Source organism: Campylobacter concisus (genome assembly GCF_002913545.1).
Taxonomy (GTDB): Bacteria; Campylobacterota; Campylobacteria; order Campylobacterales; family Campylobacteraceae; genus Campylobacter_A; species Campylobacter_A concisus_AV.
In genome coordinates, this window is the sequence record NZ_PPBR01000065.1 from 1 (window position 1) to 17,027 (window position 17,027).

Annotated in this window: 21 protein-coding genes and 2 pseudogenes; 16 read left to right on the forward strand and 7 right to left on the reverse strand. The window is 38.5% G+C overall.

What is annotated here, in order from left to right:
- Positions 1 to 121: 121 nt before the first annotated feature.
- Positions 122 to 1,060 carry a phage portal protein gene (locus tag CYP05_RS04105; RefSeq protein WP_258031512.1) on the reverse strand — a complete coding sequence of 313 codons (939 nt, stop codon included), beginning with the start codon at positions 1,058 to 1,060 and terminating at the stop codon, positions 122 to 124.
- A 137-nt stretch (positions 1,061 to 1,197) separates the two neighbouring features.
- Here CYP05_RS04105 and CYP05_RS04110 point away from each other — a divergent pair, with 137 nt between their 5' ends.
- From CYP05_RS04110 to CYP05_RS04125, 4 genes are read left to right on the forward strand one after another with little or no spacing between them, the layout of a single operon-like run.
- A complete protein-coding gene (locus CYP05_RS04110) occupies positions 1,198 to 1,959 on the forward strand; it encodes an XkdF-like putative serine protease domain-containing protein (protein ID WP_103642073.1) in 762 nt (253 codons plus the stop codon).
- Positions 1,959 to 2,852, forward strand: a complete 894-nt coding sequence (locus CYP05_RS04115) for a phage major capsid protein (RefSeq protein WP_181001163.1) — start codon at positions 1,959 to 1,961, stop codon at positions 2,850 to 2,852. The genes CYP05_RS04110 and CYP05_RS04115 overlap by 1 nt, the downstream gene beginning before the upstream one ends.
- Positions 2,853 to 2,862: 10 nt before the next feature.
- On the forward strand, positions 2,863 to 3,051 hold the full coding sequence (locus tag CYP05_RS04120) for a hypothetical protein (protein WP_103642074.1): 189 nt from the start codon (positions 2,863 to 2,865) through the stop codon (positions 3,049 to 3,051).
- Entirely contained in the window at positions 3,033 to 3,308 is a 276-nt protein-coding gene (locus tag CYP05_RS04125) for a hypothetical protein (protein ID WP_103642075.1), read from the forward strand. The genes CYP05_RS04120 and CYP05_RS04125 overlap by 19 nt, the downstream gene beginning before the upstream one ends.
- Positions 3,309 to 3,311: 3 nt before the next feature.
- Here the strand turns inward: CYP05_RS04125 and CYP05_RS04130 are convergent, their stop codons facing one another.
- Positions 3,312 to 3,500, reverse strand: a complete 189-nt coding sequence (locus CYP05_RS04130) for a hypothetical protein (protein WP_103642076.1) — start codon at positions 3,498 to 3,500, stop codon at positions 3,312 to 3,314.
- A gap of 425 nt (positions 3,501 to 3,925) precedes the next feature.
- On the opposite strand from CYP05_RS04130, the gene CYP05_RS09935 reads away from it, so the two are divergent.
- The 7 genes and pseudogenes from CYP05_RS09935 to CYP05_RS04155 all read left to right on the forward strand — a co-directional run bounded on the left by CYP05_RS09935 (position 3,926) and on the right by CYP05_RS04155 (position 7,831).
- Positions 3,926 to 5,431, forward strand: coding sequence for a hypothetical protein (locus tag CYP05_RS09935; RefSeq protein ID WP_181001164.1), 1,506 nt, complete (start codon positions 3,926 to 3,928; stop codon positions 5,429 to 5,431).
- A gap of 28 nt (positions 5,432 to 5,459) precedes the next feature.
- Positions 5,460 to 5,747, forward strand: a complete 288-nt coding sequence (locus CYP05_RS10125; protein ID WP_430747661.1) for a baseplate hub protein — start codon at positions 5,460 to 5,462, stop codon at positions 5,745 to 5,747.
- Complete coding sequence (locus CYP05_RS04145) at positions 5,744 to 6,037, forward strand: Gp138 family membrane-puncturing spike protein (RefSeq protein WP_009295522.1); 294 nt, start codon at positions 5,744 to 5,746, stop codon at positions 6,035 to 6,037. The genes CYP05_RS10125 and CYP05_RS04145 overlap by 4 nt, the downstream gene beginning before the upstream one ends.
- A gap of 45 nt (positions 6,038 to 6,082) precedes the next feature.
- A pseudogene (locus tag CYP05_RS10130) lies at positions 6,083 to 6,208 on the forward strand (Cj0814 family flagellar-dependent secreted protein); the annotation flags it as partial.
- 263 nt (positions 6,209 to 6,471) lie between these two features.
- Entirely contained in the window at positions 6,472 to 6,597 is a 126-nt protein-coding gene (locus CYP05_RS10135; RefSeq protein ID WP_258031515.1) for a hypothetical protein, read from the forward strand.
- 122 nt (positions 6,598 to 6,719) lie between these two features.
- Complete coding sequence (locus CYP05_RS09940) at positions 6,720 to 6,896, forward strand: hypothetical protein (protein WP_181001165.1); 177 nt, start codon at positions 6,720 to 6,722, stop codon at positions 6,894 to 6,896.
- Between the two features lie 131 nt (positions 6,897 to 7,027).
- Positions 7,028 to 7,831, forward strand: a pseudogene (locus CYP05_RS04155) (cell surface protein).
- Positions 7,832 to 7,866: 35 nt separating this feature from the next.
- On the opposite strand, the gene CYP05_RS04160 reads toward CYP05_RS04155, so the two are convergent.
- From CYP05_RS04160 to CYP05_RS04180, 5 genes are read right to left on the reverse strand one after another with little or no spacing between them, the layout of a single operon-like run.
- Positions 7,867 to 8,910, reverse strand: a complete 1,044-nt coding sequence (locus tag CYP05_RS04160; RefSeq protein WP_103642077.1) for a Cj0814 family flagellar-dependent secreted protein — start codon at positions 8,908 to 8,910, stop codon at positions 7,867 to 7,869.
- Between the two features lie 57 nt (positions 8,911 to 8,967).
- Positions 8,968 to 10,308, reverse strand: a complete 1,341-nt coding sequence (radA, locus tag CYP05_RS04165; protein ID WP_103642078.1) for a DNA repair protein RadA — start codon at positions 10,306 to 10,308, stop codon at positions 8,968 to 8,970.
- Positions 10,283 to 10,645, reverse strand: coding sequence for a VanZ family protein (locus CYP05_RS04170; protein WP_103642079.1), 363 nt, complete (start codon positions 10,643 to 10,645; stop codon positions 10,283 to 10,285). Before CYP05_RS04170 ends, radA begins: the two co-directional genes overlap by 26 nt.
- The gene (gene ftsY, locus CYP05_RS04175; RefSeq protein ID WP_012001848.1) at positions 10,638 to 11,504 is read right to left on the reverse strand and encodes a signal recognition particle-docking protein FtsY; all 867 of its coding nucleotides are present in this window, start codon (positions 11,502 to 11,504) and stop codon (positions 10,638 to 10,640) included. Before ftsY ends, CYP05_RS04170 begins: the two co-directional genes overlap by 8 nt.
- Positions 11,504 to 12,142: a TlpA family protein disulfide reductase gene (locus CYP05_RS04180; protein ID WP_103642080.1), complete on the reverse strand. Its 639-nt coding sequence runs from the start codon at positions 12,140 to 12,142 to the stop codon at positions 11,504 to 11,506. The genes ftsY and CYP05_RS04180 overlap by 1 nt, the downstream gene beginning before the upstream one ends.
- A gap of 49 nt (positions 12,143 to 12,191) precedes the next feature.
- Between CYP05_RS04180 and CYP05_RS04185 the strand changes: the two genes are divergently transcribed.
- From CYP05_RS04185 to CYP05_RS04205, 5 genes are read left to right on the forward strand one after another with little or no spacing between them, the layout of a single operon-like run.
- Positions 12,192 to 12,836 (forward strand): 5-formyltetrahydrofolate cyclo-ligase, encoded by a 645-nt coding sequence (locus CYP05_RS04185; protein WP_103642081.1) that lies wholly within the window; start codon positions 12,192 to 12,194, stop codon positions 12,834 to 12,836.
- Positions 12,757 to 14,310, forward strand: a complete 1,554-nt coding sequence (rny, locus tag CYP05_RS04190) for a ribonuclease Y (RefSeq protein WP_103642082.1) — start codon at positions 12,757 to 12,759, stop codon at positions 14,308 to 14,310. The genes CYP05_RS04185 and rny overlap by 80 nt, the downstream gene beginning before the upstream one ends.
- A gap of 9 nt (positions 14,311 to 14,319) precedes the next feature.
- Positions 14,320 to 14,916 carry a lipid-binding SYLF domain-containing protein gene (locus CYP05_RS04195; RefSeq protein WP_103642083.1) on the forward strand — a complete coding sequence of 199 codons (597 nt, stop codon included), beginning with the start codon at positions 14,320 to 14,322 and terminating at the stop codon, positions 14,914 to 14,916.
- A complete protein-coding gene (locus CYP05_RS04200; protein ID WP_181001166.1) occupies positions 14,916 to 15,482 on the forward strand; it encodes a DedA family protein in 567 nt (188 codons plus the stop codon). Before CYP05_RS04195 ends, CYP05_RS04200 begins: the two co-directional genes overlap by 1 nt.
- The gene (locus CYP05_RS04205; RefSeq protein WP_103642085.1) at positions 15,479 to 16,819 is read left to right on the forward strand and encodes a DUF945 family protein; all 1,341 of its coding nucleotides are present in this window, start codon (positions 15,479 to 15,481) and stop codon (positions 16,817 to 16,819) included. Before CYP05_RS04200 ends, CYP05_RS04205 begins: the two co-directional genes overlap by 4 nt.
- Positions 16,820 to 17,027 lie beyond the last annotated feature (208 nt).

The following is a 17,027-nucleotide window of genomic DNA, read 5'->3' on the forward strand; positions in this document are numbered from 1 at the left end:
AATTTATTCTTTTTTGCCAAAATTGGGTAGATTTGGCACAGTCGTTAATGATAAATTGCCATTAAATTGCATAAAAGGAGCAAAGAAATGGCAATAACTACAACTGGGTTTCAAGCCCCAGCTACAAGTCGTCTTTAAAGTTGCTTACATCGATAGGCTTAAGCTTGATAGGATAGCCGATACTATCGAAAAACCACTCTATTTGCTCTTGTTTTGGGATGATCGTAAGCTCATTAAAGCTGTGCAGCTGTCCGGTTACCTCTCCGCTGCCTCCAAGCTGTCCGGCAGTCATTACTCCGACCATTCTAGGCGGTACTCCGTGCGCGGCTATAATTTCGTCCCTATTTAGGTTTTTAAGCTTTTCAAAACTAATATCGCTTACCTTACTTAGATCCTCGATACGTACTTTCGCATTCTCGCCGTTTGCAGTTAAAACCAATGTTTTGTGCGCATTGCCCGTTCCTTTAAAATTTGAGCCGAAAAATTCTTTAAAGGCGTTAAGTTGCATCTCATCAGGCTCTGAATTTTCAAAGATTATGGCCGTATCGGCTCGGGCGGAGTTTTCAAAAAAAGCGTTATTAAAACTATCGGCTTTTTGATTGGTTAGAATTGAGAGCATGGCTGCCAAATAATCAGGCTCTCCGTAAAATCTAGAGTTTGGAGAATAATAATATAAGTGTTTTGCATTAAGTGCTATTGATTTATTGTTTTTTACTTGAAATATTTCTTTGTTTTCGTTTACTCTAGCTTCGATAGAGGGAAGTATATAAAGGTTTTTACCCGCAATTTCAACAAAAGCATTTCCAAAAATTTCAAGATTTAATATAAACGCATATAAAAAATCTTTGGGCGTCATAACGCCACCTTCAAGCTTTGAGCCATCTTCTATATTAGATAACAGTGATGCTTTTAATTGCACGGCTCGCCTGTGATAGGTATTGGCGTAAAAAAGACTTAGTAGTCTATCAAAGCTAAAAAACGGCTCTATTAAGCCTTGTGAGTCTTTGCTTTCTTCAGTAAGCTGTGCGCTACCTTGCGCTGCTTTAAAAATTCTATCCATATTTATCCTAAAAATTTTTAATCCAATTCTACGATAAAGATTTTTCGCTTTCTAGCAAGATAAGACATATATGTCTTATTTAGGTTTTTTAAAATCTTATTTTTGGCGAAAATGGCGGAAAAAATAAGGAGTAAGTAATGGCTAGAGAGATAACCGATATGCAAATCAAGTTAATTTCGCTGGTATCAGCAGGTGCTAACAATAAAAAAATTATCTACAAAAATGAGAATTTTAATGAGCTGTTAAGAGTCGATTTTAAAAAGAGCGATGCAGAACAAGGAGTTGTTTATGGGATAGTTTATGCCCCAGACGAAGTGGATACGCAAGGAGATTTTGCAAATGCTGATGAAATCAAAAGGGCTGCTTATAACTTTATGAAGAGATCGGACCTTAGCTACTGTATAGATGTAAATCATAATTTTAATATCGCAGACGCCTATATATGCGAAAGCTGGATAGTAAAAAGCAAAGATGAATTCTTTAATGAAGAGGGAGCGTGGGCGGTAGGCATCAAAATAGAAGATGAGGAGCTGCGAGAGATGATAAAAAACGGAACGATAACTGGACTATCAATGTATGGCAGTGGAGTGATAAAGGGGAGCGAAAAAGAAGATGTCACAAAAGGCGGCGTGATAGCGGCGCTAAAAGAGTTTTTCGGCTCAAGCGAAAATTTTAAAAAAGAAAGTTCAAACAACAAAGGAGAAACGATGGATGAAAATAGAGTTGCCGAGCTTGTAAAAGCTGGCATTAGTGCAAATGACACAAGGCTTGAAACGCTTGAAAAATCGGTAAGTGAGCTAACCGCTAAACTTGATGCGATAACAAGCGAGTTAAGCAAATCAAAACAAGACGTAACAATCGAAAAAACGCAAAATCACGCAAGCAAAGGAATACTATAATGGACGGATTAAACGATATTTTAAAAGGCTCTATGAACGCTACTAACGTTACTCTCTCGGGCTCACTTACACCTGAGCAGTCGCATAATTTTATAGACGTTATTAAGCAAAATAACGGCTTTTTGCAAAAAATCCATACTGAAAAAATGGGTAGACTTACTAAAGAGCTCGACGCATGGGACGTAGCAAAAGGAATTTTGGTGCGTGTAGCCAGCGGCGAAAAACCAAATGACTCACAAAGATCGGCTTTAAGCAAAGTAGGTGCAAAGCTAGATGCCAAAGGCGTTCAGCTATTTTCTCGTATCTTGCAAGACGCGCTAGAAGACAATAAGTCAAATCCTAATTTTGAAAAAGAGACTTTTGACGCGTTTGCTAAGGCTTTCGGTAAAGATTTGGCACTTCTTGGCTTTACCGGAGAGAGCGATACTTACGACGGAACTTTTAAGACGCTACATAAAGGCTGGCTACAAGTAGTTAAGGACTCTAGCGACGCGGTCAAATTAACCTATACGGCAACGGAAAAAGTGTCAAATAGGCTAAGCGCGCTAGCCGGATCCATAGACCCGGACATCGTAAACGAAGCTAGGATTTTGATAAACCCTTCCGACGTTCAGGAATACAATAAAGAGCTAAGCGCACTAAATTCGCCGCTTCATCTCGTTCAAGGCGGAGCCAACCAAATTCTTGGCATTCCATTTGAAATAACTCCTCTTATGCCAAAAGGCACTTATCTAGCTACTCCACTTAAAAACTTAGTTTTAGGAGTAGTTTTAGATATTCGTCGCAACCGCTGGTACGACGCCGAAGAGCGAGCCTTAAAATACGTATTTGATGTATTTACTGATTATGAAGTAGTCGTTAAAAAATGGGCTAGCCTTATGAGTAAGGCATAAAGGAGCGAGCATGAAGTATATAGCAAAAGGCAATATATGCGTAAAGGGAAATTTCGTTAAAGAGAGTGAGACAATCACCCTTAATCAAAACGAAGCTAAAAAGTATTTGGACGCCTCAATGATAGAGGTTTTTGAAGAAAATGACTCAAATACACAGTCACAAGATCAGGGCAACTCCGCATGCAAGGCGAGGACGTAAATTTTAGAGGGGTTAAAATACCATTTTTTAGACTTCTTACCCGCTGGGGCAAAATCCTTAACGGGTATAACAGCCTACCTAAACAAGGCGTAAAAGGCGACTTTGAAATAGATTGGATAACGTGGCTACCGATTGTTAAAGGTTACGCCACGCTAAACGACCTACGCACTATTTACGACCTGGAGGACGCAATAGCAATGCACGAGGTCATTATTGAGCTACTAAACGAGGAGCGCCGAGCCTTAGAAAAACAATAAGGCTCACTCCTCTATTTTTTTACTTCTATTTTTTATTATTTCTATTTCGTCAAAAGTTAGATTACTCAAAAAATCAAGCAATTTAAAACGCCAGTTATCCTCCCCTGATTTAGCCCAGTCGTTTAATGTGGCATAAGGGATGCCAAAAATCTCAACAAAATCTTTACGTTTAGGTGTTTTATTTTTTTGCATTTTCTAACTCTTTTATGCGTTTTGTTAGCTTGTGGTTACGCCACATCTCATAAATTAGAGCGATACAAACTACTAATTGAGCCACGTCAAAAACAACATCCATTTTAAGCTCCTTGTAAAGTCTAGTATTTTATAATCAACCCAAGGGGGAGTGGTTAAAACCACTCCTTTAAAGCTTGAAATATAGATAGAAGCGTTGCGACCGCTTCTATCATCACCCAAACCTTTTTAAAAAACGCTTTCACGTTTTCTCCTTGGATTGAACTTATCAAAAAGGCTTTTTATCCCTTTTGATAAGATAATTATATAGTAATAACCCTTATTTTATGCTTAATAATTATGTATATCATAATTTAATATAACAAAAACACAAGCCGAAACCATTATTAAAATTTATTCTAATATGCCCCCTAAAAGGATATATAATGCTATTAGATGAATTTCTCTACAAAATCGGATTTGACGTTGATAGTGGCAAGATAAAGCAGATAGAGCAAGGGCTAAAAAATATCTCTAGCCTAGCCAAACAAACAGCCCAGCCCATAAGCGACGCCATAAGAGCTGGTATGGAAAGAAATGCCGAGCTAATAGCAAAACTAGAGCAAGCCAAAAATCAAGGCGTAGAGTGGTGCGAGGAAGCTAAAGGGCAAGCCGAGGAACTCACTGCAGGTTTTCATGAAGTAGTAGAAGCAGAGGAAAAGGTTGGCGAAAAAGCAAAAGAAGCAGCGAAAGAGACTAAAAAACTAACCGAGAAAAAGCCAGCTATCAATTTAAAACAAGAGCTAAGCAATATAAGAAGCAAATTTATGCTAATAGGTGCAGCAGCGACAGCAGCTAGTGGGCTAATAGCTAATTATCTAACCGTGCCTTTGCAAAAAATCGAGGAACTAGCAAAGAAAAAAGATAGACTATTTAATATCACACAAGCCGAAATAAGTCAAACAAAAGAGTATCAAGATCAACTGCAAAAAACAAAGACAGCGGTGCAATCAATAGTAACCCAAACAGCATTAAAGCTAATCCCAGTCGTTAATCAAAGCTTAAAAGGGTTTAACAACTTTCTAAGAGCTAATAAGGCTTTAGTAGTCGAGGGTTTGACTAATGTCTTTAAGTGGATTTTGAAGCTAGGGCAAGTATTTACAAACACGTTTAGATTTTTAAATAAAGTAATAAGTAGCACAATAGGCTGGAAAGCGGCGTTATTAATTCTTGTCGGCGTTTTAGCAGTCGTTAAACGTGCAATGCTAGCGGCGTTTTTAACCAACCCTATCGGCTGGGTAATTTTGCTAATAGGCGGTCTTATTTTACTAATTGATGATCTAATGACCTATTTGGATGGCGGCGAAAGCTTGCTAGGGGGAGTATGGCAAAGTATAATTGATGGTATAAATTGGGTCAAACAAACATGGGCTGATTTGCCCGGATATTTTGATCAGTTTTTTTCATGGCTAAACGAGAAATTTAAAAATTTATTTTCTATCTTAAATAGTTTTGGTAAAGGAGTAAAGGCTTTTTTCGCCAGCATATCAGATAGCATTAAAAATAGCTTTGAAACGATGATTAACTACATAAAATCTCTTTATGATAAGTTAATTGCTCCGATTGTGGACGGCATAGCAAACCTAAAAAGCAGCATAATGGACGGAGCTAATGCAGCAGGAAATTGGTTAAAAGATAAAAGCAACGACTTTTTAAATTTTTTTGGTTTTGGTAACGATACGCCAAAAGCAGCGCTGGCTACACAATATGCAGATAATAATAGATCGGTGCAGTATAACGGCGGAACAGCTACAACAACTATTAATATAAATACAAATAACCCACAAATGGCTAACCAAATAATAAACAATAGGCAAAAAAACGACCTAGCATTTACTCAAGCCAATTTAAAAGGATTATTTAAAACATGTAGCCAAAAACAACGACGCTAACTGGCATATATTAGACGGCAATTTAAACATTTTACCAAAGGATAAAGTAATCAACGATAGCGAGGGTTTTATTTTAAGTGAAAAAACTGGCTTGATTAATAGCCCAGAAAAGACCGACGATGGGCTAAGGGTTACGTGTTTATTAAACCCTAAACTAAACATCGGCTCGCTTGTGCGAATACAATCAATTCTAAGCGAATACGACGGCGACTATAAGATAACTCAGCTAACGCATAGTGGCGATTTTCTAAACGATACGTGGCAAACGGAATTAATCGCCATAAATGGCAAATTTCACAAAGTAGAGAAAAAATGAACGATCCAAATTTAACGCAAATTTTTGATAGCGGATTATTAAGCTTTGAGGCAGGGGTGCATACGGCGCTACCTGCTAAGGTGCTTAAATTTAACGCAGGTGATAATACGGTGCAAGTCGAGCTAATGATAAACGAGCTAAAACGTGACGGCGTGAGCGTGCCATTACCGCCGATAGATGATGTGCCAGTGCAATTTTTTAGAGGTGGCGATGATACGGCAATAGGCGAGGCAATATTAAGAAAAAATAGGTGGCTGCGGCGTGCAAGCGTAAACAAAACTAGAAATTGAGTTTTTGGGTGCTAAGCGTGAGATTAAATTTGACCGCCCAAAGTTATGGATAGCTTTTTAAAATTTAACATGCCACCTTTAAATTTAATAAAAGAGCTAAATGAAAACCCAGCTGGAAAATACCTAGTAGATATGCTTGGTATAAAGAAAGATGTTGATATAAAGGCATAGTAGTAGAAATTAGTTATCTTTTTTAAGTTTTCTCTATTTAAAAACAAATTTTTGCCGATTTCTTAAGTGATTTTTCTACTTTAAGCAGGAGAAAGCTTAAGACTATCGTTTTATATATGTAGAGATGTTGCAAAATAGGCATTTGTTAAAAGTTGTATTGAAAAGTAAGATTTTCATAGGTAGGTTTTAAAAGATAATAATTGATATCAATTAAAACTAAATTAGTGCTATAATTCTTATAAAACTTTTTACAGGAGGAAGTTATGTTTAAAGTTCTTAAAATAGCCATGATTGGCGGAATTTTAGTTGCAGGTGCTAATGCTGAAGATTTTCTAGCAAAGGTTACAGCTGGTGCTTTGAGTGACATCTCTAGTAATGTTAAAAACTAGATGTTACAGATATGAGTGAGGTTAAAGGTGGGCTAGAGTTAGTAGGTCCTAAGAAGTTTTTATACAATGAGTCTGGAGTATATGCTAAATATGAGCTTGGTAAAGACGGAGATTATATAAAAATGCAGATAGAACAAAGGTTGGGCGCATACAATCTCCCTGAATACCACCTTGCACACACTGTCAAAAGAGAGATAAAATCTAGTCGTTATGGTAGATATCCTTTATTTACTTACAGCGCTGCAGCGTATAACAAACAGACTGGAGAGTATCATAAGTATCTAGCAGTTTTGTTCTAAATAACAATGCAGTTGTTAGACAGCTAAGAGATAATTTTAAAAGGCAAATGGAATCTGACCTAGGCGGTTGGTAAATTTTTAGTAGCCTACAAGTTATACTGTAGGCTACTTATACTTTAAAAGGAGTTAAAATGATAACTAGCATAAACGGACTTAGCAACACACCGATACAAGAAACAGCTATCCAAAAAGAAAATATAACCAAAGAAGGCAACCAAGACAAAAGCGTCAGCGAAGAGAAATTTGATTACTCAAAGTATATGTTTAGACCCTGGACTGATAATGTAAAAGAATTTATTGATATAGACCAAAGTAAAGAGGGCTGGATAACAGATACTATAAATCGAATAGATAATATGCTGTCTGATTACACCATGAAAGAAAGAAGAGCTTTAGCATCAAAATACCCTCCAGAAACTATGGAATAATTTAGGGTTGGAGAGCTACAAAGCTATATGGATTGGCTACTTACCAACTCTGTTGATGGCAAGCCAACTATGTTAGGAAAATTAATAGGTATCGGCACAAAGGAAGAAGAAGATGAACTAGATGCTTTTATGGAAACTATGTCTTCTCTATATCCAAATAATAATGACGAGTCGCTTAGTCTTTTAGATAGAACTGATCTAAGCATAGAAGAGTTTAAAACATTATTTGCCAAAGCAAGAGAGAAAGCAACAAAGGATGTTGAGGAGCAAAGAAAGCAGATAATCAAAGAAGAGCAAGAATACAATGCAAATTTTGCCAAAGAACAAAGTGAGAAGAAATTTAAACCTATGCAGGTTAAGAAGAAGTATGAGACCTATGATATAAATAAGGATCAGAAATTTCTCTATGCAAGAGAGCTTTTAAAATTTAAAGAAAAAAGAGGCATAGATGTCTTAGAGCTTATGCAAAAGATAGATAAGAAGCAAATTTTAAATAAGATGGCTTAACTGGTTAAAGATAGCCACCTTTTAAATTTATCTATTTAAACTTTTGTCTCATTTTGAAGCTTTGTAGCATGAGCTAGCACACTATCTACTATCTCGCCAGCACTTTTACCATCTTTTGAAGTGAGTAAATTTCTCTTTAGTAGCTCTTCTAAGATAAATTTGATCATCTTCTCATTTTTTAAAAGCCTTGAGAGAGGCACTATATCATCAGCCAAGCTTTGCTCGTTCATTAGCTTTGAGTAAGAGCTTGCCTCCACACTAAGCTTCGTCTCGCCACTATCACTAGCGATAGGGCTAAAACTCTTTAAAAATCCCACAAATACACCAGCACTGCTATAAGTATCATCTGCTTGATATACCGACATATCAGGGTTAAATGTATATTCGTCACTGGCTCTTGCATCAAGATACTCTTTGCTAAAATTTAGCTCATAGACCTCGTGGCTTACTCTAAAGCCTCTAAGCTCATCTCTGACACTCTTTGCATCGCTAACTTGATCAAATGTTTTATATACATTTGTAACGGATATTAAGCTCACATCTTTTAAGAAATTTGCATTTTTACCAAAGGTTTTTTGGTTGGTATCCAAGCTAAAGCCTTTTGGTAAATTTGCTAGATCAGCTTCGCTATATCTATCTTTCTCGTCCCCTACAATGCTTTTAAAAAGTTTATAGTAGTGCTTTGTGGTATCAGCTACGTCTATCTTTTCAAAGGCAGCCTTGCTTCTATCTTGTGTGAATAGATATGTTTTGTTGTTGTATCTAACTATCTCATCAAGCGTGCTTTTGTGGATTTTAAAGTCCTGCGGCAAGCCTGCTGCTTTGTTAAAATCAGCTCCCATAAAGCCAGCTTTATCCACTGTGTAGCCATAAGCTTGAAGATCATTAAAATTTAAAGAGACGAGGCTGTTTTGTGAAGAAGTGGTATAAGTAAATTTAGCTGGTTCTTGGTTTGGCTCGCTAATCTTTTCTTTGGCATTTTGCTTTATAAGATCACTAAAATTTAAAGATCTATCTTGTTTGTGCTGTTGCTTGGTGTATGAATTTACATTGGTGCCTAAGATGCTAATATCATTCATGGCTTACTCCTTGATATTATCTGTCAAAGAGCAAGCATGATTTGTTCCAGAGTAAATTTACATCCACTCAAGCACTTGCGTGATATCTTTGGCGTAAAAGCACTTTAGGCCTTGCGTGTCAAGCGGTTTGTTTGGGATGATGGCGTTTTTAAATTTCTGCGTTTTTGCCTCTTTTAGTCGCTGATCGAGGTTGAAAATTTCTCTTATCTCGCCGTTTAGGCTTAGCTCGCCGATGAAGACGCTGTCCTTGCTGATAGGGCGGTTTTTGAAGCTGCTGATTATCGCTGCGATGACGGCTAGATCGGCCGCAGTCTCGCTTATCTTAACGCCACCTGAAACATTTATAAAGACGTCGTAGTGCCCAAGTGGAATTTCAAGCTTTCGCTCAAGTAGGGCTAGCAGCATATCTAGGCGGTTTTTCTCAAAGCCAGTCGAGCTTCGCTTTGGATAGGCGCTTTCACAAACAAGTGCCTGAATTTCGATGCTAAGCGCCCTTGAACCCTCCATTATGATGGTGATAGCACTCCCACTCATCGCCCCGCCACGTGTGAAAAATTTACTAGAAACCTCATTTGCGCTCACCAGTCCGTGCTGGCTCATCTCAAATATACCAACCTCGCTCGTCGAGCCAAAGCGGTTTTTAAACCCACGCAAAATTCTTAGCTCCCTGCTCGCGTCACCATCAAAATAAAGCACCACATCGACCATGTGTTCAAGCACTCTAGGTCCCGCGATCGAACCCTCTTTGGTGATGTGACCGATGATAAAAACGCAGATATTTTGGCTCTTTGCAAGCCTCATTAGCTCAAATGTGATCTCACGAACCTGCGTGATCGAGCCTGGTGCGGAGGTTATATTTTGACTATAAAGCGTTTGAATGGAGTCAATGACTAGCACCTTGTAGTCGCTCTTTTGCACTTCTAGCAGGATATCTTCTAGGCAAATTTCAGTTAGCAGGTATAAATTTTTATCCACCGCATTTAGCCTATCAGCCCTCATTTTTATCTGGCTTTGGCTCTCTTCGCCGCTTACATAGAGCGTTTTTTTGCCATCTTTTGCTAAATTTGAGCCAATTTTTAGAAGCAGAGTTGATTTGCCAATGCCCGGACTGCCGCCTATTAAAACAAGCGAGCCCTCAACCACACCACCACCAAGAACGAGGTCTAGCTCGCTATCTTTGGTGCTAAATCTAGTAAAATTTTGAATTTCAACTTCGTCTATGCTTATGGCTTTGCTAGGTGTGCCACTGCTTTTTGCTATCTCTTTACTTATCTTTATCTCTTGCTGGCTAAGCTCGACAAAGCTATCCCAAGCCCCACATTGTGGGCACTTGCCCAGCCACTTTGCCTGTTGATTACCGCAGGCTTGACACTCAAAAACTGGCTTTGCTTTTGCCATAATATATCCTTTTTAAAATTTCAACTACTATCACTCCAAATCCCGCTCCGATCATATCTGCTACGATGTCAAGCAGGCTAAAGCTCCTGTTTGGTAAAAATGCCTGAACGAGTTCTATCTGCACGCCAAAGACTAAAAGTATGGCTAAATTTTTTAAAATTTTAAACTCATAGCCAAGGTAGAGCAGGATATAAAGGACGAAAAAGGCTAAAAAATGGTTTGCTTTGTCCCACGAATTTTCGATGATCGCAGGACTTTTTGGAGTAAATGCAAGAATATCAATCGCCAAAAGAGCAGCGAAAAAGCAAATTTTACTAAGAAATTTTACCCTACTCAAAAATGGCGTCCATCAACTCGTCTAAAAACTCGTCTGGGTTAAATTTGATGATATCGTCCATGCTCTCGCCAACGCCTATATAAAATATAGGTAGCTCAAGCTCCCTTGCCACGCCAAATAGTGCTCCGCCCTTTGCAGTGCCGTCAAGTTTTGTGATGATGACGCCATCAAGCGAGACGATCTCGTTAAACGCCTTTGCCTGCGCGACGCCAGCGTTGCCCTGCGTGCCATCAAGGATGAGTATCTTGCGGTGAGGCGCCTTTTCGTAGGCTTTTTTGCTGATACGAACGATTTTATCAAGTTCGTTTGCTAAATTTGTCTGGTTTTGAAGCCTGCCAGCCGTGTCTAAGATGACGCGGTCGATGCCTTTTGCAAGGGCAGAGCTGATCGTATCGTAAGCAACAGCTGAAGGATCATGCCCTTGCTGGGTGGCGACTATTGGCACGTTTAGTCTGATCGACCACTGGCGCAGCTGCTCGATCGCCCCAGCTCTAAATGTATCACAAGCGCCCAAAATGACGCTTTTGCCGTTATTTTTATATAAATTTGCTAGCTTTGCTATTGTGGTCGTCTTGCCAGCGCCATTTACACCAAGGATGAGATCGACAAATGGCTTATCAGGCTCGATAACGCGCTCGTTTTCGTAGATGAAATAGCTACTCATAACGCGTCTAAGATCAGCTCTGCTCACTTCATCTTGTGGCGGCAAGTAGTATAAAATCTCCTCCACGATCTCGTAAGCCACGTCAGCTTCTAGTAAAATTTCTTCCAAGCTCTCTTTGTCGATCTTTTTTGACTTTTTAGCCGAGCTTATCGCTCCAAAGGTCTTTTCAAAGCCTCTTTTTAAAAACTCAAGCATTATTTTATAGCCCTATTTATGTCAGTTTCAAGCATCTCTTCAGGTACAAGACCGATGTAGCCTTGAGCATAGTCGCCATTTGCTTTAAAGAGTGCAGATGCAGGGAGTCCTTTGATGCCGCCCATCGCCTTTTCAAATAAGAAATTTCCCTCGCCAACTGCGATGTCGTATTTGATCTTATACTTTTGAGCAAATTCTTTAACCTCGTCCTCGCTCTTGTCTTCAAGCAAGATAGCAACGATGTTTAGCTCGTTTTTAAATTTCTCACTTAGGTTGTTTAAAGATGGGATCTCAGCCTTGCAAGGTGGGCACCAAGTGGCGAAGAATACATAAAGTGTCGCTTTTTTGCCATCTTTTACGTCAAAGCCGTTGCTTCTTTTTGTAATCTGCATAGTTGTGCCGTTAAGCAGCTTTAGGCTTATATCTTTTACTTCGTCACTTTGTGCGCTCTCGCTTATCTTTGGTGTGAGCGTATCTTTGCTTAAATTTTCATCTTTGCTGGCATTTTCTTCTAAATTTTTACTTTGCACAGCTGGCTCGCTAGTGTTTTGCTCGCTCTTTTGGCTTTTGTTGTCGTCACCGCATCCGAAAAATGCAAAAAGACAAAGTGATGTTATAATTGCGCGTTTTAGTGTCATAAATTTCCTTTTGAAAAATGTTTCAGGATTATACAAGAAAGAGCATAAAATGAGCGTTAATTTAGAAAAAAACGAATTTAGAAAAAATGCAAGAGCAAATTTGATAAAGCTCACTAAATTTAGAGCAAAATGCACGCATTATAAGGCGGCAAAAACACTTTTAAATTTGATAAATTACACAAATTCTAAAAAGGTTCTCTTTTACCTGCCGCTTAACTACGAAGTCGATGTGCTTAAAATAAGACGAAATTTATCACATAAATGTGAAATTTTTGCCCCTTTTATGGTAGGTCTTAGCTTAGAGATGGTAAGATTGCGACTGCCATTTCTAACTTATAAATTTAATGTCAGACAGCCATCTGGCAAAAAAATGAATAATGTTAAACTCGATATGGCGGTAGTTCCAGCGATTGGGGTTGATGGAGCTATGGCAAGGATAGGGCACGGAAAAGGATTTTACGATAGATTTTTTGACACTTTGCCCGTTAAGCCAAAACTGATAGTTTTCTTAGAGGTAAAAGACTTCTACACCAAAGATGTGCTCTCGCAGGCGCACGATGCGGTAGCGGACTTTTATATAACCCCAAGCAAAAATTATATAAAAAGAGGAATAAATGATAGAGGTTTTAATAGGCTTAGGGGCCGGTGTGGTGGGCGTTGGAGCAGGGTATCTCTACGCCAAAAAGATAAATGACGCAAACTACAACATATTTTTAGAGCAGGCAAAAGCAAAGGCAAAAGCCATCGAGTATGAAGCTGAGCTAACGCTTAAAAACTCTAAAATTTCAGTCCAAGAGGCTGAATTTGAGGCTAAAAAAAGATACGATGACAAGACGACAAAGCTTCAAAAAGAGTATGCAAGTAAATTTGATGAGCTAACTAAAAAAGAGAAAATTTTGCTAAATGAGCAAGAGCTTTTAAATGATAGCAAAGAGCTTTTTGAAAAAGATAAGCAAGATGCAAAGGTCACTTACGAAGAGGGTTTAAATTTAAAAGCGACTTATCAAAACAAAGTAGAAGAGGCGATAAGAGTACTTGAGCACGCTGCTGGCTTAACGGAGGAAGAGGCAAAAGAGGTCGTGCTTAAAAAGGTCGAAGAGAAGTCACGCGCCGACATCGCTCACATCGTTAGAAAGTACGAAGAAGAGGCAAAAAGAGAGGCTAAAAAGAGGGTTAATTACATCTTGGCGCAGGCTACGTCAAGATTTGCTGGAGAATTTGCGGCTGAGCGTCTAATAAACGTCGTAAATATCAAAAATGATGAGCTAAAAGGTAGGATCATCGGCAAAGAGGGACGTAATATCAAAACCCTTGAAATGGTGCTTGGCGTTGATATCATCATCGATGATACCCCGCACGCGATCATCTTAAGCAGCTTTAACCTTTACAGACGTGCGATCGCAACAAGAGTGATCGAGCTTTTGGTGGAGGATGGCAGAATTCAGCCAGCGAGGATAGAAGATCTTCATAAAAAAGTGACTGAAGAATTTGAACAAAGCATACAAGAAGAGGGCGAGAATATCGTCATGGATCTTGGCCTAAATAAAATTCATCCAGAGATAGTAAAACTAATAGGCAAGCTTAAATTTAGAGCAAGCTATGGTCAAAATGCCCTTGCTCACAGCCTTGAAGTAGCTCACCTTGCTGGCATCATCGCAGCTGAGTGTGGCGGAGATGAGAAGCTAGCAAAAAGAGCTGGCATACTTCACGACATCGGCAAGGCGCTAACTCACGAGTACGAGGGTAGTCACGTCGATCTTGGAGCTGAAATTTGCAAACGCTATAAAGAGCATCCAGTCGTCATTAACGCGATCTATGCTCACCATGGTCACGAAGAGGCGACAAGTATCGAAAGTGCTGCTGTTTGTGCAGCTGACGCACTAAGTGCAGCTCGTCCAGGAGCAAGACGTGAGGTGCTTGAGAGCTTCTTAAAACGTGTCGAAGAGATCGAAAACATCGCAAAAAGCAAAGAGGGCATCAAACAAGCTTATGCGATCAATGCTGGCCGTGAGATCCGCGTCATAGCAAATGCTAAACTTATAAATGACGATGAGGCGGTGCTTGTGGCAAAAGAGATAGCTCAAGAGATCGAGAGCAAAGTGCAGTATCCTGGTGAGATAAAAGTAAGCGTCATTAGAGAGACTCGTGCTGTTGATTTTGCGAAATAACGGCAAGATATGAAATTTCTTTTATCATTGATAATATTTTTCTCGCTTGGCTTTGCCAGCGAGGAGCTCGTGCTAGACTCGGCAAATTCGTTTATAACGACGATGAGAGGCGCTAGAAACACTCCTATAAAAGAGCTCATCGAGCAGTCAAAAGCGACGATCATCTTTCCAAGTGTAAAAAAAGTCGGTTTTGTGGTTGGTGGTATGGGCGGAGATGGCATCATGGTCGTTGGCAACATCAACTCGCCAAGTGAAATTTTGCCAGTTAGTATAAGTGGCGGCAGTATCGGCATACAGCTTGGCTATGAAGATAGCTCGCTTGTGCTATTTATATTTAAAGATAGCATAATCTACGACATAAAAGACGCCAAAATCACACTTGATGCGAAGCTTTCAGTGGCATTTGGCGATATTGGACGCAATTATAATAAAGTAAGTGATTTTAAATTTTCAAGCGACATCTACGCATACGCTGCAAATGATGGATTTTTCGCTGGGGCTAGCTTTGGCGGAGCAGTGATTAGCGCAAAGGATGAAATTTTAAAACAAAGTGGCTACGCATACGAGCAACTGATATCTTCAGCTTCTAAGCTTTTGGGGCAATGATGCAAGATATTATAAATTCAATCTCGACTTACGGCTACATCGTGCTATTTTTTTACAGCCTTGGTGGTGGCATGGTAGCACTTATTGCCGCTGGGATATTAAGCTTTGCTGGCAAGATGGACATCACTCTTAGCATAATCGTCGCTGCCGTGGCAAATACGATCGGCGATACTTTGATCTTTTACGTCGCAAGGTTTAACAAAAGCTCGCTTATGCCTTATGTGAAAAATCACAAAAGAAAGCTTGCCTACGCTGGAATTTTGGCTAAAAAGCATGGCGATAAGATAATATTTATCAAAAAATTTATCTACGGCGTCAAAACTTTGGTGCCTATCGCACTTGGACTTACAAAATACTCTTTTTATAAATTTAGCGTTATAAATTTGATCTCTTCAGTGCTTTGGGCAGTGATCGTCGGTCTTGCTAGCTATAAAGTAGGGGATTATTTTATGAGTGTGAGCAATTATCTTGGCGAGCATGGCTATATAATGCCACTTGTCATGGTTGGCTTGTTATTAGGTATTTGGTTATTTTTACAACGCATTACAAAAAGGAGAAAAGTATGAAAAAGGTGATATCTGCTCTAATCGTAGTTATCGTGATCGTCGCAGGCGCTGTTTATTTTGCCTCAAACAAGGTCGAGGAGAACTATCAAAGGATGGTTGATAGACTAAATGATGTAAATGGCTTTAAGGTTTCAGAAAATAGCTATCAAAAGGGCTTTTTTGGTTCAAAAGGGTCATTTGATCTTATAGTCTCAAAGGATCTTTTGAAAAATTTAGCTGGCAAAGATGTAGATGAGGATCTAAATTTCAAGGTAGAAAATGAAATTTCTCACTCAGTACTTGCATTTGTAAATGGCTTTGATATCGATTCAAAAATTTCTATACAAAATGAAGCGATAAAAAATATCGTTGCTTCATTTCTTGGATCAAACGTCGTCGCAACGGCTAAAACAAAGGCTAGCGTGAGTGGCGATAAAGATGTAAATGTTAAATTTAGCGATATCGACTTTAGTGACAAGCAAACCATGAACGTTCATACAAAGGATGTGAAATTTGGCTTGAAACTGGACGCAAAAGATAATGTAAATAGCGCAAACTTAGGTCTTGAGAAAGTTTTATTAAAAGACCTTAATGAAGAAAATAAAGCAGAAGTTAATCTTGAAGGCGTCGATATAGATACAAGCTACTCTGTGCCAGTTGAAATTTCAAAGATATTTGAGAGCAAACTAGCTCCTTACGTAGCAAAGGCTAAGATCAAAAAACTAGCATTATTAGATGAAAAGGATGGCAATGTTGCTTTAGATGATCTTGAGTATAACTCGAAATTTGAAGTCTCAAATGATCTTGGTAGCTCAAATGATGTAGTAAAGATAGGTACAGTTGCTGTTAATAAAGTGAAATTTACAGATTTTATCTTAGATAGCAAAATAGCAAATATCAATGTGTCAACTATAAATAATATACTTGATAGACTAAGTAATGTAAATGTTGATACAAATGAGAGTATATTTGCTGGGTTAAATTTGGACGAAGTAATGGGTCAAATTTTAGAGAAAAATCCAAGCGTGAAAGTGGATACATTAAGCTTTAAAAATGGCGATAATGCGATAAATTTAAAACTAGATGCTGCTATTAATGGCTTTAAAAGCGGAGAAAGTCAGCTTGCGATCTTTGATAGGCTATCACTTAATGGTGAGCTAAGCGTGGATGAGACTTTGGCTAAATTTTTTGATACGCTCTTTCCTGAGATGACTCTTATCGAGCCAACACTTATATCTGCTGGATATTTAAAAGAAGATGGCAAAAAAGTAGTGAGTAAATTTAAGTACGATCCAAATAAAAAAGATATTATTTTTAATGAAAAGGTTGGACTTCAAAATTTATTTATGGGCTTTTAAAAAAATAGCCTGATTTTTATCTACTTTTAAGCATCACTTCTATATACTTCACTTTCTGTTTTGCAGAACGCAGAGCAGAAAGTTCTTTTAACTTACAATTGTTAAACTATTAGTCAATCTTTGAAATCTAAACAAGTGATCGATTGAGCCAGTCTATTATGATTAAATAATAGATTAGACAAACTAATATAAAAACTAAAAGTTTTTT